The 15,258-nt window shown below is 64.3% G+C and carries 15 protein-coding genes and 2 pseudogenes; 10 read left to right on the top strand and 7 right to left on the bottom strand.

The window, feature by feature from the left end; all coding sequences use genetic code 11:
* Nucleotides 1–13: 13 nt before the first annotated feature.
* Both LK459_RS23145 and LK459_RS23255 read right to left on the bottom strand, forming a co-directional pair.
* A pseudogene (locus tag LK459_RS23145) lies at nucleotides 14–805 on the bottom strand (3-ketosteroid-9-alpha-hydroxylase); the annotation flags it as partial.
* A gap of 8 nt (nucleotides 806–813) precedes the next feature.
* A pseudogene (locus LK459_RS23255) lies at nucleotides 814–1,326 on the bottom strand (Rieske 2Fe-2S domain-containing protein); the annotation flags it as partial.
* Between the two features lie 299 nt (nucleotides 1,327–1,625).
* Between LK459_RS23255 and LK459_RS05150 the strand changes: the two are divergent.
* The 8 genes from LK459_RS05150 to dmpG all read left to right on the top strand — a co-directional run bounded on the left by LK459_RS05150 (nucleotide 1,626) and on the right by dmpG (nucleotide 9,479).
* Nucleotides 1,626–2,744, top strand: a complete 1,119-nt coding sequence (locus LK459_RS05150; RefSeq protein WP_227922129.1) for a ferredoxin--NADP reductase — start codon at nucleotides 1,626–1,628, stop codon at nucleotides 2,742–2,744.
* 29 nt (nucleotides 2,745–2,773) lie between these two features.
* Complete coding sequence (locus LK459_RS05145; protein WP_227922122.1) at nucleotides 2,774–3,748, top strand: alpha/beta hydrolase; 975 nt, start codon at nucleotides 2,774–2,776, stop codon at nucleotides 3,746–3,748.
* Between the two features lie 94 nt (nucleotides 3,749–3,842).
* Nucleotides 3,843–4,376, top strand: coding sequence for a flavin reductase family protein (locus LK459_RS05140; protein WP_227922116.1), 534 nt, complete (start codon nucleotides 3,843–3,845; stop codon nucleotides 4,374–4,376).
* A gap of 368 nt (nucleotides 4,377–4,744) precedes the next feature.
* Nucleotides 4,745–5,584 carry an alpha/beta fold hydrolase gene (locus tag LK459_RS05135; RefSeq protein WP_227923587.1) on the top strand — a complete coding sequence of 280 codons (840 nt, stop codon included), beginning with the start codon at nucleotides 4,745–4,747 and terminating at the stop codon, nucleotides 5,582–5,584.
* A gap of 19 nt (nucleotides 5,585–5,603) precedes the next feature.
* Nucleotides 5,604–6,476, top strand: coding sequence for an SDR family NAD(P)-dependent oxidoreductase (locus LK459_RS05130; protein WP_227922115.1), 873 nt, complete (start codon nucleotides 5,604–5,606; stop codon nucleotides 6,474–6,476).
* Nucleotides 6,477–6,616: 140 nt separating this feature from the next.
* Nucleotides 6,617–7,405: a 2-keto-4-pentenoate hydratase gene (locus LK459_RS05125; protein WP_227922113.1), complete on the top strand. Its 789-nt coding sequence runs from the start codon at nucleotides 6,617–6,619 to the stop codon at nucleotides 7,403–7,405.
* Nucleotides 7,406–7,455: 50 nt separating this feature from the next.
* Entirely contained in the window at nucleotides 7,456–8,376 is a 921-nt protein-coding gene (locus LK459_RS05120) for an acetaldehyde dehydrogenase (acetylating) (protein WP_007239704.1), read from the top strand.
* Nucleotides 8,373–9,479 (top strand): 4-hydroxy-2-oxovalerate aldolase, encoded by a 1,107-nt coding sequence (dmpG, locus tag LK459_RS05115; RefSeq protein ID WP_227922111.1) that lies wholly within the window; start codon nucleotides 8,373–8,375, stop codon nucleotides 9,477–9,479. Before LK459_RS05120 ends, dmpG begins: the two co-directional genes overlap by 4 nt.
* Before the next feature lie 108 nt (nucleotides 9,480–9,587).
* On the opposite strand, the gene LK459_RS05110 is transcribed toward dmpG, so the two are convergent.
* From LK459_RS05110 to LK459_RS05105, 3 genes are all read right to left on the bottom strand, one after another.
* Entirely contained in the window at nucleotides 9,588–10,334 is a 747-nt protein-coding gene (locus LK459_RS05110; protein WP_322590814.1) for a hypothetical protein, read from the bottom strand.
* Nucleotides 10,331–10,510 (bottom strand): hypothetical protein, encoded by a 180-nt coding sequence (locus LK459_RS23210; protein WP_322590813.1) that lies wholly within the window; start codon nucleotides 10,508–10,510, stop codon nucleotides 10,331–10,333. The genes LK459_RS05110 and LK459_RS23210 overlap by 4 nt, the downstream gene beginning before the upstream one ends.
* 146 nt (nucleotides 10,511–10,656) lie before the next feature.
* A complete protein-coding gene (locus LK459_RS05105) occupies nucleotides 10,657–11,460 on the bottom strand; it encodes a VOC family protein (protein WP_227922110.1) in 804 nt (267 codons plus the stop codon).
* A 131-nt stretch (nucleotides 11,461–11,591) separates the two neighbouring features.
* On the opposite strand from LK459_RS05105, the gene LK459_RS05100 reads away from it, so the two are divergent.
* Nucleotides 11,592–12,158, top strand: coding sequence for a hypothetical protein (locus LK459_RS05100; RefSeq protein WP_227922108.1), 567 nt, complete (start codon nucleotides 11,592–11,594; stop codon nucleotides 12,156–12,158).
* Here LK459_RS05100 and LK459_RS05095 read toward each other — a convergent pair.
* A complete protein-coding gene (locus tag LK459_RS05095; RefSeq protein WP_007240234.1) occupies nucleotides 12,092–12,508 on the bottom strand; it encodes a hypothetical protein in 417 nt (138 codons plus the stop codon). The genes LK459_RS05100 and LK459_RS05095 overlap by 67 nt on opposite strands.
* A gap of 2 nt (nucleotides 12,509–12,510) precedes the next feature.
* Complete coding sequence (locus LK459_RS05090; protein ID WP_227922106.1) at nucleotides 12,511–13,746, bottom strand: Rieske 2Fe-2S domain-containing protein; 1,236 nt, start codon at nucleotides 13,744–13,746, stop codon at nucleotides 12,511–12,513.
* 302 nt (nucleotides 13,747–14,048) lie between these two features.
* Between LK459_RS05090 and hsaA the strand changes: the two genes are divergently transcribed.
* Nucleotides 14,049–15,251, top strand: a complete 1,203-nt coding sequence (gene hsaA / locus LK459_RS05085) for a 3-hydroxy-9,10-secoandrosta-1,3,5(10)-triene-9,17-dione monooxygenase oxygenase subunit (RefSeq protein ID WP_227923585.1) — start codon at nucleotides 14,049–14,051, stop codon at nucleotides 15,249–15,251.
* Nucleotides 15,252–15,258 lie beyond the last annotated feature (7 nt).

Here is a 15,258-nt window from a genome sequence, read left to right as displayed (position 1 = left end):
TCCTATGCGGTGGTCAGCTGGTCTGCAGGGTCTTGCCGGATGCGATGTTCTGGGCCACTTCGGCTTCCCAACTCGCGACGGCGCGTTCGGTGTCGATCTCGAACTCGAACCGGTTGGTCATCTCTGGGGTGACATCCTCGGCGTCGACATAGAACTGTTCGTACCAGCGGCGAAGCTGATAAACCGGCCCGTCCTCCTCCGACAGGAGCGGGTTGTCTATAGCGGCCTTGTTCTTCCAGATCTCAACGTCCTGCTCGAAACCGATCTCGACGCCCCGCGCGAACTGCGCTGCCATACTGTCGGCCATCTCGTCCGACATTCCCTCAGGCTTCTTCACCATGGCTCCGTACTGCAGCACAAAGGAATTCGAAGTGACCGGATAGTGGCAGTTGATCAGAACCGTCTCGATGGTCATTCCCTGCGCTTCGCTCCAGAGCCAGTCGATCATGTACGACGGTCCGAAATAGGACGCATCCGAACGCAGAGTCGAATTGGGGTCGTCGTAGTTGGTGCCGACTTCGATGTCCTGCCGTGGTGTCGACCGCATGTACTGCGTGGCGGTGTGGCCCTCGAAGACGTTCTTGAAGTACCTCGGAAAGGCATAGTGAACGTAGAAGAAGTGCGCCATGTCGACGACGTTGTCGACAATTTCGCGACAGTGAGAGCCTTCGACCAGAAGCGAGTTCCACGTCCAGTCCGTCCACTCAGGAGTGCCGTAGCCTGCGATCTCGGGGATCGTCACTTCGTCGGTCGGCTTGGTGCCCTGCGGGTCGTGCCATACATACAGTTGCCCGTTGCGTTCGAGTTCCACGTCCAGTCCGTCCACTCAGGAGTGCCGTAGCCTGCGATCTCGGGGATCGTCACTTCGTCGGTCGGCTTGGTGCCCTGCGGGTCGTGCCATACATACAGTTGCCCGTTGCGTTCGAGCGTCGGCCACGACCTGGTGCGGGCCAGCGGTGGAACCCGCCGTGCGTACGGGATCTCGGTGCACCGACCATTGCCGCCCCAGCGCCAGTCATGGAACGGGCACGCGATGGAATCGCCTTTGATTGACCCCCGTGCCAGGTTCCCGCCCATGTGTCTGCAGTATGCGTCGAGCACATGCAGTTCGCCGCTGGTTTCGGACGCGAAAACGACCAGTGTGGTACCGAACGCTTTGACCTCGTGCGGCTTTCCATCACGAAATGTCCTCAGCAGCCCGAGGCAGTGCCAGCCTCGGGCGAACCGAGTTGGTGCCGCTCCGGCTTCGATTGTCCTGAATTCTTCTGTGCCCGAGGAGACTGTCTCTACCCCGGTGGGGGTAAATCCATTCTGAGAGTGCGGCATCGAGACCTCCAAACCCTGCGCCGACATGTGGTGTGACGTGGTCGATCGTGGGGGCTCACAGAGGGCGGTGGAGGAATCGGTCCTGTCCAGCGGGTGACCGCGTGCACATGTCTCACTCAGCGGACGTGAGTGCTGAGACCGGGATCGCCACGCGAACCCGAGCCTCCCGGTCAGCGGCACAACGCCCTTCTGCGGCGATCGCGGCGTCGTTATCGTCGAGTCCCCTGCAGGTCCGATCCCGCGGTCGTCGGCAGCCGGTGACGTGCAGTAGCCCCCTCGCCCATCGAATGAGGAGTGATATGTCGAGCGAATCCGCAGCGAGCCTGGTGCCCGCGCCGGCAGCGAGCGCGATCGTGCCCGAGATTGAACACAATGACCGAACTCGTCGTGTCATCGTGACATCCATCGTCGATGAGACCGTCGATGCCCGGTCGTTCACGATAGAGCCCGAGCGGTGCTCGGATAGTCAGTTCGTATATACAGCAGGGCAATTCATCACGGTTCGAGTTCCGTACGGAGACGGTCTGGCGCGCTGCTACTCGTTGTCGAGCTCGCCCGAGGCTGACGGAGGGCGGTCGTTGACATTCACCGTCAAGCGTGTCGTCGGCGGTGTGGCCTCGAACTGGATCTGCGACCGGATCAAGGTTGGGGATCGGCTCGACGTGCTGGCGCCGACCGGAGTGTTCACCCCGGCGTCGCTCGACGATTCGGTGGTGTTGGTGGCGGGAGGAAGCGGGATCACCCCGATCATGTCGATCGCCAAGTCGATTCTCCACGCCGGAACCGGCCATGTACTGCTCGTATACGCGAACCGCAATGAGTCATCGATCATCTTCACCGCCGAGTTGCGTGCTCTCGGGGAACAGTTCGGCGAGCGGATCACCGTGGTGCACATTCTCGAATCGGTGCAAGGGTATCCGGTTGCACACCAACTTCGCTCACTGATCGCACCGATTGTCGACCGGCATGTCTACGTGTGCGGGCCCGAGCCGCTCATGGACTTGGTCGAATCGGTCTCACTCGGTGCCGGGATACCGCGCGAGCGGTTACACGCGGAGCGGTTCGTATCCCTCTCGGGCGATCCGTTTGCGTGCGCCCCGCTGACCGGAGACAAGGGCGATGGCGGTGCAGGCGTCGACGCGTCCACTGTCGCCACGGTCGCCGTCGACCTGTACGGCGAACACGTTTCGCTTCAGTGGCAGAAGCCGCTTCGTCTGCTCGATGCACTCTTGAACGCAGGCGTGGAGGTGCCATTCTCGTGCCGCGAGGGGTCGTGCAGCGCCTGCGTGTGCACCCTTCGATCGGGTGAGGTGCGGATGGCTTCCAATGAGGTACTCACGGACGATGACATCGCCGACGGTTACATACTCCCGTGCCAGGCCGAGCAACTCACCGAACAGATCTCGATCGAGTACTGATTGCCATCAAGGCCCTGACGAGGAGACATATGACTCACCGACCCGCCGACCTGGAACCGGAAGTTGCCGCGATGCTCGACACCCTCGAGGCCGGATTCCCTGATGTCACACAGTATCCGCCGGAGGAACTGCGCCAGATCTTCCGATCGAGACGTGGATCGCCGACGACGAAACCGGCCATGACGATGGTGCGTGACCTCGACATCAAGGGCCCCGGTGGAAGGGTACCCGTGCGGGTGTACGTGCCTGACCGCGCTGCTTCGGAATCACTTCCGGTCGTGGTGTTCGCGCACGGTGGTGGCTTCGTATTCTGCGACCTCGATTCGCATGACGAGCTCTGCCGTTCGATGGCCGCCGAGGTAGGCGTGGTGGTGGTGTCCGTCGACTATCGGCTCGCGCCCGAGAATCGAGCGCCGGCAGCGATGCTCGACGTGTATGCGGCGGTGCAGTGGGCAGCTGAGCAGATCAAGGAGTACGGCGGCGATCCGAGTCGGATCGCGGTGGCCGGCGACAGTGCGGGTGGCAACCTGGCTGCGGCCGTCGCCTTGCGCGCCGCGCGATCTGACGGTCCGCGGGTGGCTGCACAGATTCTGTTCTATCCCGTTGTGGACACCGACTTCGACACGCCGTCATACCGGGAATATGGCGTCGGCTACTACAACACGACTATCGCGATGCGTTGGTACTGGGACCAGTACGCACCAGGTGATCGTGATCGGGACGACCCCGACGTGGTCCCGGCTCGCGCCGAGAATCTCGCCGGATTACCTGCGGCTCTTGTGGTCACCGCAGAGCTTGATCCGCTCCGCAGCGAGGCCGACCGCTATGCGCGGCGGATGTCAGACGCCGGTGTACCAGTACTGACGCAACGCTTCGACGGACTGTTCCACGGCTTCCTGACGCTCCCGTCGCTACCGCAGGCCGCTCGTGCCCGCAATGAGCTGTGGAACTCGATGCGCCGCGTGCTCTCTGAATGCATTGTCCAACAACAAACTTCGGAATGACGTGCGACAACACGATTCTGTCCCGGCCACCGGGAGATGCGATCAGACACAATCCGACAGCGCGCTACGGTCAGTGCGATATCGAGGAGGATGCATGGCGACTGCAGCGAATTTCACCGATCTGGATAAGGATCTGACAGAAGCAGATCCGCTGGAGATGCGTAAAGTGCTCGGGCACTTCGCTACCGGCGTGGTCGCTATCACCGGAATCGACGCCGACGGCGTGCCGACCGGTCTTGCAGCGAACTCGTTTACCTCTGTGTCGCTCGAGCCTCCCCTGGTGGCATTCTGTGTCGCGCGGACCAGCACCTCGTGGCCGCGTCTACGCTCGAACGACGCCGTGGCGATCAACATCCTTTCCGACGGTCAAGAGCACGTTTGTCGACAATTGTCGACACGCGGCCCGGAGAAGTTCAGTGGTCTCGGGTGGTGTCCGTCTCCCAGCGGAGCACCGATACTCGACGACTCGCTGGCCTGTTTGGAAGTGACCCCAGAGGTCGAGCACCCGGCAGGTGATCACGCCATTGTTGTCTGCAGGGTGCGCCGCGTCCGGGCATCCGCCCTCGCGCCGTTGATCTTCTTCCGCGGCGCGTACGGCGAGTACACAAGTACCGCTGCAGGGAGGTGAGTCGATGGCGATGAGACCTTTGACCTGCCGATCCTGCGGCTGCGAGTTCCTCGTCGAGAAATTCAGTGCAGCACACACATCCATCCAGTGGACGTCGGATGCCGACGACTGCCCGATGATTTCCGCAGCGCATCACGGTTACGGCGAACCAGACCGGACTTGCGTCGAACTTCGATCGACGGTGGATGCCGCGGTTGCCGATCATCGCATCGAAGAATCGCGGATCGAGCTGCCCGTGGGCGACGCGATTCCGCGCCTTCACTGAACCGCACGACCACATCACATTTCGAGGAGACACGACGTTGACAGAGACCGCAGCGCAGCATCGGGCGCCCGAAGACTCAGGCCGGACGGCGCCCCCGGCGGAACTGCCACTGCGCGAACTCAGTTCCGAGCGTGGAGTGTTGCGCTATCGGGAAGCGGGGGAGGGGCCGCCCCTGCTCCTGCTGCACGGTTCCGGGCCGGGGGTAACCGGTTGGCGAAACTTCCGCGGGAACATCTCGTTCTTCGCCGAGCATTTTCGCACGCTGATTCTCGAGTTCCCCGGCTTCGGCGTCAGTGACGCGTTCGACGACGCGCATCCGATGCTTTCCGCCCAGCATGCAGTTCCGCTCTTCCTCGACGGACTCGGCATCGACCGGGCATCGATCATCGGCAACTCGATGGGCGGAGGCGTCGCAATTGACTTCGCGATCAAGCACCCCCATCGCGTTGATCGTCTCGTCACCATCGGAGGTATCGGGGGCAACCTGTACAGCCCCTTCCCGGGCGAGGGCATCAGGCTCCTCAGCGAGTTCACCGAGAATCCGTCTCGTGAGCGATTGATCGCCTGGCTGCAGGCTACGGTCTATGACCCGGCGCTCGTCACCGAAGAACTGATCCAGGAACGGTGGGAGCAGGCGACGGACCCGGCAACGTTGGCGAGCGCGAAGCGAATGTACGGCAGAGCGGCCGTCGACGGTCTGGCTGCCGCACAACGCGAATCAGTCGAACCACCTCAGTGGGCGCATCTGCGGGCGGTCACGGCTCCGACCCTGGTCACCTGGGGCCGGGACGACCGGGTCAGCCCCCTCGACATGTCGGTGATCGCGATGCGACTGCTCCCACGCGGTGAGGTGCACATCTTTCCCGACTGCGGTCACTGGGTCATGATCGAGCAGAAGCAGGCATTCGAATCGACGGTGTTGTCATTCCTGACCCGTGAGTGAGGCGGTAATGGTGAGTGTGGTGTCGGAGGCTACAGCCGCGCCGAGGGTGGCTGTCGTCACCGGTGCGAGCAGGGGTGCGGGCAAAGGTATCGCGCTCGCGCTCGGCGATACCGGGGCCAAGGTCTACGTGACCGGACGAACCCGCCATGACGGTGAGGCCGACCTGCCCGGCTCGGTGCAATCGACCGCGGACGAGGTGACGCGGCGGGGCGGTCTCGGTATCCCGGTCGTCTGCGACCACGCAGACGATAATGCCGTGGCCGCGCTCTTCGATCGGGTCGCCGACCAGAACGATGGCGAACTCGACATCCTGGTCAACAACGCCCTGGCGCTGCCAGACGCGCTGACGCGGAAGGGGCCGTTCTGGAGCAAGCCGCTGTCGCTGACCGACCTGTTCGACGTCGGCATGCGCTCGACGTACGTGGCAAGTTACTACGCCGCACCACTTCTGGCGAAGCGCGGCGGTGGTCTCGTCGTGAACACGTCGTCCTTCGGCGGCGCGTGCTACATGCACGGACCCGCGTACGGCGCAGGCAAGGCCGCGGTCGACAAGATGGCACACGACATGGCCGTCGACTTCCGGCCCTTCGAAGTCTCGGTGATCTCGTTGTGGATGGGCTTGCTGATGACCGAGCGCACCCGCGCCGCCTTTGCCGACCATCCTGACGCCTACGAGGGATTGGCGGCGAGTGCTGAATCGCCCGAGTTCGTAGGCAGGGTGATTGCCGCGCTTGCCGTCGACGCGGACCTGATGTCGAGAAGCGGGCGCGTCCTCATCGCTGCTGAGCTCGCCGAGGAATTCGGGATCGCCGACCTCGACGGGCGCCGACCGCCATCGCATCGCGCGATGCTCGGCGACCCGCCGTCGTTCAGTCCGGCGGTGATCGAATGAACGGACCGTCGCGCGAATAGACCACATCACGGGTCGGCGGGGTCTGCCACAAAACTGGAACATGTTCTAAACTGAGACGAAATCAGGCCGGGTGAGGTGTCTGATCTCTCCCGACGATCGACAGTGAAAGCGACAACGACATGGCGGTTGACCAGGCAATTCGCGAGCGAATCGCCGCAGATCTGTGGACCGCGGAGCAGACTGCTACCGCGATCGACCGGCCGACCGACGCCCATCCAGAACTAGACGTCGTCGACGCGTACGAGATCCAACTCATCAACATTCGTAAGCGCCTCGACGGGGGAGCCAAGGTCGCCGGGCACAAGGTCGGCCTCGCGTCGGAGGCGATGCAGAAGATGATGGGCGTCGACGAACCGGACTATGGGCACCTTCTCGATGACATGCAGTACTACGAGAAGACCCCGATCGACACCGCCAGACTCTGTTTTCCGCGGGTCGAGGTGGAGGTCGGGTTCATCCTCGGTCAAGACCTGCCCGGCGAGGGCTGCACCAACGACGACGTCATCGACGCGGTCGAATGGGTGGTTCCGTCGATCGAGCTGATCGATTCGCGGATCAGGGACTGGAAGATCACCCTCTGCGACACCATCGCCGACAACGCGTCGTCGTGTGGGTGGATTCTGGGTGAGCAGCGAGTGGCGATCGACGACATCGACACCGGCGATATCGACGCGCAGCTGACCCGCAATGGTGAGGTCGTCGCGAAGGGTAATTCCTCTGCGGTGCTGGGACATCCGCTGAATGCGGTGAGTTGGCTTGCGCGCAAGGTGGAGGCGTTCGGGGTTCGTCTGCGCAAGGGTGACGTGATACTCCCGGGTACCGCGACGCGGGCCTTCGACATCGCGCCGGGTGACCACTTCGTCGCGGAGTTCGCGGGTCTGGGCACTGTCACGCTCGACTTCGACTGAGTTGGAACAAGTTTCGTAAGGAATATGACCACACACACCCAGGAGGCACCGTGGCGGCAACGCTGACCGCAGCCATCATCGGGTCGGGCAACATCGGCACCGACCTCATGTACAAACTCGAACGCAGTGAGGTCATCGACCCGCGCTGGATGGTCGGTATCGACGCCGACTCCGAAGGCATGAAGCGCGCCGCGGACCACGGACTGATCACGATGAGTGGTGGCGCGGACGAACTGTTGGCGTCGTCGGAGAAGCCCGACCTGATCTTCGAAGCGACCTCGGCCTACGTTCACCGCGAGTATGCGCCTCGCTACGAGGAAGCGGGCATCGTCGCGGTCGACCTCACGCCCGCTGCGGTGGGGCCCGCGGTGGTCCCGCCTGCGAATCTGCGGGAGCATCTCGACGCTCCGAACACCAACATGATCACCTGTGGCGGCCAAGCGACCATCCCGATGGTCCATGCGGTGAGTTCCGTTGTGCCGGTGCCGTACGCGGAGATCGTGGCGTCGGTCGCCTCGGTATCTGCCGGGCCGGGCACACGTGCGAATATCGACGAGTTCACCCGCACGACGTCGAAAGGGATCGAGACGATCGGCGGCGCCCAGCGCGGCAAGGCGATCATCATCCTCAATCCGGCCGACCCGCCGATGATCATGCGCGACACCATCTTCTGCGCGATCCCCGAGGATGCGGACACCGACGCCATCGCCGCGTCGATCCACCAGCGCGAGAAAGACATTCAAGCGTACGTGCCTGGATACCGGCTGCTGCAGGAACCGCAGTTCGATCCACCGAGCGTGCTCAACGGAGGTCACGCCCGGGTCTCGATCTTCGTCGAGGTGGAGGGCGCCGGTGACTTCCTGCCACCGTACGCGGGCAACCTCGACATCATGACCGCAGCCGCAACCAAAGTCGGCGAGGAGATCGCGCGACACAAGATGGATGTGCAGAAGCAAGGGGTATCGGCATGACCGCGGCAGGATCGAGCACGGTGACAACAAGTACGGTGACAACGGATTTGATGGCGAACGCGCGCAAGTACTCCGACGAACTCGACATCCGGATCACCGATTCGTCGCTGAGGGACGGCAGCCATCACAAGCGACACCAGTTCACCGTCGACGAGGTGCGGGCGATCGTCGGCGCCCTCGACGACGCCGGTGTTCCGGTGATCGAGGTGACGCACGGTGACGGCCTCGGCGGGTCGTCGTTCAACTACGGTTTCTCCAGGACCCCCGAGCAGGAACTGATCAGGGCGGCAGCCGAGACCGCCCAGCGCGCGAGGATCGCGTTTCTCATGCTGCCGGGCCTCGGCACCAAGGACGACATCCGGGCCGCGCAGGACAATGGCGGCCAGATCTGTCGCATCGCCACGCACTGCACCGAGGCCGACGTGTCGATCCAACACTTCGGACTCGCTCGTGACCTCGGTCTCGAGACCGTCGGGTTCTTGATGATGAGTCACAGTCAACCTCCGGAAGTGCTTGCGGCACAGGCACGGATCATGGCCGACGCGGGGTGCCAGTGTGTCTACGTCGTCGACTCGGCGGGTGCGCTGGTGCTCGAGGATGTGACGGTACGGGTGCAGGCGCTCGTCGCAGAGCTCGGCGACGACGCCCAGGTCGGATTCCACGGGCACGAGAACCTCGACATCGCGGTGGCCAACTCCGTCAACGCCGTCCGAGCCGGCGCGCAGCAGATCGACGGATCGATCCGGCGCTTCGGTGCGGGCGCGGGCAACACGCCGACCGAGGCATTCGTCGGTGTCTGCGACAAGCTCGGCATCACCACCGGCGTCGACTTCATGAAGATCGCTGACGCCGCGCAGGACGTCGTGCGACCGGCCATGCCGTCGGAGTGCCTGGTGGATCGCTCGTCGATGATGATGGGCTACGCGGGCTGCTACTCGAGCTTCCTCAAGCACGCCGAAGGGCATGCGGAACGATACGGCGTCTCGGCGGCCGACATCCTGCTCGAGGCAGGTAACCGCAAGCTCGTGGGTGGTCAGGAAGATCAACTGATCGACATCGCCCTCGAACTCAAGAAGAAGATCGACGCGAACGCCGGCGTCTGAGGGGTTGTAGGCGTTCGCACACGCGGTCCGAACTTGCAGACGCGGCTGGTACACCGACCGCGTGTGCAAGTTCGAGCCGCGTCTGGGACCGGCGCTGTGTGGGGCAGCTCAGGCGGCGCCCAGTTCCAGCGTGGTCAGCCACTGTCGGACCGTAGCGGCGACCGTGCCGCGTTCCAGGTCGGCCCAGGTCCAACGGATCACCATGACGCCGAGTCGGCGCAGCCTGTCCTCGCGCTTCTTCTCGCGCACCACGGCGTCGGTGGCATCCTCTCCTTCGCGTAAGTACTTCTGATACTTCACCTTTCCGTCGAACTCTCCGACGAGCCTGCCTGCCCAGTCGAAGTCGGAACGTGCGACGAACCCGTCGCGATCCCGGAACTCGTGCTGCAGACGTGGCATCGGCAGGCCTGCCTCGATCATCTGCGCGCGGCACCACGACTCGCCCGGGCTCTCTGCGTTCGGATCGGCGTGGGCGAGCGCGCGACGCGCTTGTCCCACGCCGCGCCGCGTGGCCCGCAGCATCTTCCGCATGACCTCGCGGTCGGCACCCATGCGCAGAGCGGCGTCGAGCACCGCGAGTGCGCCTGCGAAGCCCATCGGGGTCGTGCATGCGATGTCGACGGCTGTTCGCTCGAGCGAACTGACCTGGACTCCGTCGATCTCGACGATCTCGTCGGGCGCGACCACGCCGACGTGCGTGTGCCTGGTGGCGGTGCGGCAACCGTGGTTGGCGGTGCCGTCGGTGACATGCAGGCGTGTGAAGTTCGGCTTGAGCATCGGCAGCTTGTGCATCGCGGCGGCCGACTGATGGGTCACCACACCCGCGACAATGCCGAGCACTGCCGACGCGATCACGGTGAGCCGGTGCGCGTCCTCGGGTGTACGAACGTCGGCGGGTGCGAAGGCACCTCTGACGACGCGGACGATCTCTCCGCGTCTGAGCGCGGTCGCAGGTCGTCGTCGGTGAAGCCGTTGGCCAGTGCCTTCTTGCGGTAGATGATGCCGTGGTCGTCTGCGATGAACGGGGTCATGACAGCTCCGACGCGCGCGAGCGCCCGGCGGTTCCCTTGCGCCTGAACGCGGCCCGAACTGGTAGACGCGGCTGGTACACCGACCGCGTCCACAAGTTCGAGCCGCGTCTGGCCGTGGTCGTGCCCCGGGGGGCCGACGCCCCGCGCTACATGCCTGCCGGCGGGTGCCCCAGCGAGATCAGAGCCCCATTGGGATCGTGCACCGTCGCGAGTGTTCCGTACGGCGTGTCGGTCGCGGGCATCATGACCGACCCGCCGATCTCCTCGGCACGCTTGACCGTGGCGGGCACGTCGTCGACGCAGACGTAGATCTGCCAGAACGAGGGCAGCTCGGGCGGAAACAGGTTGACGGCGTCCATGATTCCCGCGTAGGACATGTCGCCGAAGAACACCTGCGAGTACCGCAGCGGGTTGCCCGGCTCGACGATCTCGACGGCACTGTTGTCGATGACCGTCTCGACGCGGGCGCCGACGACCTCCGGATAGAACACGACCGACTTCGTGTAGTCCTGGCTCACGCACTCGAACCAGTAGGGTGCGCCGTGCACGCCCCACTCGGCGAAACCCTTGTGCCTGTTCGGTTTCCAGAAGCCGATCACGGCGCCGGCAGAGTCCACCGCGACGGCCATCGTGCCCTCCTCGCCGACGTCCATCGGGGGAAGCATGACCGAGCCGCCCGCGGCTGTGACCAGCTCGAGCGTCGCCTCGGGATCGTCGGACCGCAGGTACGACGACCACACGTTGGGTACTGCCCCTTCGCCCATGGCCGGCATCAGACCGGCGACGCGGTGTCCGTTGAGGGTGAAGTTCTGATATCCGCCGAAATCCGGGTTGGGTTCCTCGACCTGCCAGCCGAACAGGTCGCCGTAGAAGTCGATGGCCTTGGCGGTGTCGCTGCTCATCAGGTCGAACCAGACGGGAGCCCCGGGCGGAGCGGTGTACTCGGTCATGACAGTGGCCCTTCTGCTGTGCTGGTGTGAGACGCCGGTACTGACCTCCATCCTCGCGAAAAGTCATCGGTGGCGTCGCCGAACGTCGGAGGTCGATGCGGGAGTGACACATCGGGTGGCACGCTTGACCCATGACAGACCGTGTGCGTGCATTCGCGTGGCCGTTGTTCGCTGTGTCGGCTCTGCTGATCGTCGGGTTCAGTCTGGTGTCGTGGGGGGACTCCGATCAGGGCATCGACTCGAAGATCTCAGGCGTCGGGCGTGTGTCGGTGCCAGGTGCGCAGCCCGAGGACGTTGCGTTCCTCGAGGCGCACACGCAACGACCGGCGCTGGTCACGATCGTGCTGGGGGCGGTGATCGCGCTCGCGGCGCTCGCGGGGTGGTGGCGTCCTCGCCTGCGGTGGACAGCGCTGGCCGTGATCGGACTCGCGGCAGTCGGCTCGGCCGTCGCCGCGGGAATCGTGCTCGCAGACCCCTCCGGTCAACTACTCGACGCCGCGGTGACCAACACCCTGGATCTCGCCCGGGGCGAGCAGGTGCTCCACCCGGGTTACGGAGTGATCGCGGTGCTCGTCGTGGCGATCATCGTGTTCGTCGGCGTGATAGCCGTCGTCGTCACCACCGGGCGTCGTCACCAGTACCCGTCGGGGTCGGATTCCGGCGACTCCGACGGAATGATCCCCTCGGCGACGCCGTGATCGATGCTCGCCGACAACCGTGAGCATGTCGGGACGAGTGCCGGGTTTCCGCCCTGCGCGCGAATGCGGGCGAGTTCGGTGCACCGCTCGCGGGCGTCGGGGTTCCACTGCACGCTCGTGTGGTGTGCGCTCGTCTTCTTGACGAGCACGCACGCGTGGCATCCGCGACACTCGATCTCGGTCATCCCGCCGCGGAGGTAATGCTCACGGTCGCGGGCCGTCGACTCGTGCACAGCGGCTCGGCGCTGCGGGTCGTCGCCGAAGTCGGGAGCCTTGGACCACCCGGCGAGCGCGGGCGAGTCGCGCTGCGGCAGCCCGTCCGTGTCGATGCGATCGGTGGCCCTCGTCATGGTCAGACTCGCGTGTCGGTATCAGACGACGTCTCCGATACAGAAGACCCTGACAACTCGGCTTCCGCCCTCTCGCGCGCCTGCTTGCGACGCAGGTTCTCGGCCACCTCGATGTTCCAGCTCTCCACAGCCTTGGTGGTGTCGATCTCGTACTCGAAGCGCTGGGTCATCTCGTCGCTGACCTCGGCGGAGTCGACGTAGAACTGCTCGTACCAACGGCGAAGCTGGTAGACCGGCCCGTCCTCCTCGACCAGCAGTGGGTTGTCGATGCGGGTCTTGTTCTTCCAGATCTCGACGTCCTGCAGGAAGCCGACCTCGACACCCTTGGAGATCTTGTGCGCCATCCGCGACGCCTGCTCGCCGGTCATGCCCTCGGGGACCTTGGCCATCACGCCGTACATGAGAACGAACGAGTTGGCGTCGATGGGGTAGTGGCAGTTGGTGAGGATGGTTTCGATCTTGAAGTCGCCGTAGAACTGGACCATCGGGTTGAGCATGTACGACGGACCGTAATACGCGGCCATCGACTCGAGTCGGCTCTCGGCGTAGCCGCTCCCGAAGTCGATGTCGGGCCTGCCGTGGGAATTCATGTACTGCGCGGCCGTTTCGCCTTCGAAGACGTTCTTGAAATAGTCGGGCAGCGCGTAGTGGACGTAGAAGAAGTGCGCCATGTCGACGACGTTGTCGATGATCTCACGGCAGTTCGACCCCTCGATCACGAGGCGATTCCACGTCCACCCCGTCCAGGCGTCGCTCCCGACCTCGTCGAGTGCCGGGATGATGCAATCCTCCGGCGGCGGGTTGCCCTCGGGGTCGTTGTACACGAAGACCTGCCCGTTACGGACCATCGTCGGCCACGAACGGGTCTTGGCGAGTTTGGGATTGCGTTTCGCATACGGCACGCCAGCGCAACGCCCGTTGCCCTTCCACATCCAGCCGTGGAATGGGCATGCGACGTTCCCGTCGCGTATCGAACCCTGGCTGAGATCGCCGCCCATGTGTCTGCAGTAGGCGTCGAGGATGTTGACCTCACCGTCATGTACCCAGAGCGCGAGCTTCGTACCGAAGACGGTGATCGAGTGGGGCTCGCCGTCGTCGAACTCGGAGAGCAGTCCCAGGCAGTGCCAGCCCCGCGCGAACCGCGTCGGTGGCACCCCGGTGTCGATCTCGCGCACGTCACTGTCGCGTGCACCACCGGATGAACCGGTGTTCGCAGCGGGTCGTGGGGTGACGGTCATCTCCGGTGCTCCTTGATCGAGGGCTGTTCGACTGCGGCCGGCGGTGGCGCCGAGCCGCGCGGCCGCTGAGCGGTCCGCTGTACTTCGAATACTAGAACAGGTTCCAGTATTCGTGTCCACATCGACTCTGCGTCACACGATCGCACCAGTACATGGGGCCAAGGTCCCGTCTGCGCCAAGATCTCGACAAAAACTAGAACCTGTTCTAATCTCAGATCTGAAACGGAAGTCTCACGACCGTGAATCGACAGGGTAGGAGCCGGGCCAAGATGTCAGCACATGAGCCGTCAGCACAACAATCGATGTCGTCGGGCGCGCAGAGGCGCGACGACCCGGCGCAGGCGGCAGCACAGGTGCTCGAGAAGATCAACGCGTTGCTGCCCGAGATCGAACAGCGTGCCCAGCAGACCGAGGATCTCCGTCAGATTCCGGACGAGACGGTCTCGAGCCTCGACGACGCGGGCTTCTTCAAACTGCTGCAACCGGCACAGTGGGGCGGTTACGAGGCCGACCCGGTCACGTTCTACGAAGCGGTGCGTCGGATCGGCAGTGCATGCGGATCGACGGGGTGGGTCTCGGGCATCATCGGCGTGCACAACTGGCATCTCGCGCTGTTCGATCAGCAGGCGCAGGAGGAGGTCTGGGGTGTGGACCCGTCGGTGCGCATCTCCTCCTCGTACGCACCGATGGGTGCCGGTCAGGTGGTCGACGGCGGTTACATCGTCAACGGTTCGTGGGCGTGGTCGTCGGGCAGTGGTATCGCCGACTGGGTGTTCGTCGGTGGCCCGGTCATCAAGGACGGAAAGCCCGTCGACTTCGTCAGCTTCCTGATCCCGCGCGAGGATTACACCATCAAGGACGTCTGGAACGTGGTCGGTCTGCGCGGCACCGGCTCGAACACGATCGAGGTCAAGGACGTCTTCGTGCCACGGCATCGCATGCTGAGTTACCGCACGATGGGGATGGGCCAGGCGCCGGGTCTCGAGCGCAACACTGCCCCTGTCTACAAGATGCCCTGGGGCACAATTCATCCCAGTACCATCTCGACGCCGATCGTCGGCATGGCATACGGGGCGTACGCCGCGCACGTCGAACATCAGGGCAAGCGCGTGCGCGCCGCGTATGCGGGCGAGAAGGCCAAGGACGACCCGTTCGCCAAGGTCCGGATCGCCGGAGCCGCAAGCGATATCGATGCGGCATGGCGCCAACTGTCCGGGAACCTCGCTGCCGAGTACGACCACATCCTGCGTGGCGAGGAGGTGCCGATGGAATTGCGCCTGGCCGCCCGACGCGACCAGGTGCGCGCCACAGGGCGGGCGATCGCGTCGATCGACACGCTGTTCGAGAACTCGGGCGCCCACGCGCTCGAGAACGGCACCCCGATCCAACGCTTCTGGCGCGACGCCCACGCAGGCCGCGTCCACGCCGCCAACGACCCGGAGCGGGCATACGTGGCATTCGGCAACGGGGAGTTCGGTATTCCCGTCGGCGACACGATGGTCTGAGCGGGGC

Source organism: Gordonia otitidis (genome assembly GCF_020735545.1).
GTDB classification, from domain to species: domain Bacteria; phylum Actinomycetota; class Actinomycetes; order Mycobacteriales; family Mycobacteriaceae; genus Gordonia; species Gordonia otitidis.
This window is presented reverse-complemented; position numbering and strand designations above follow the sequence as displayed.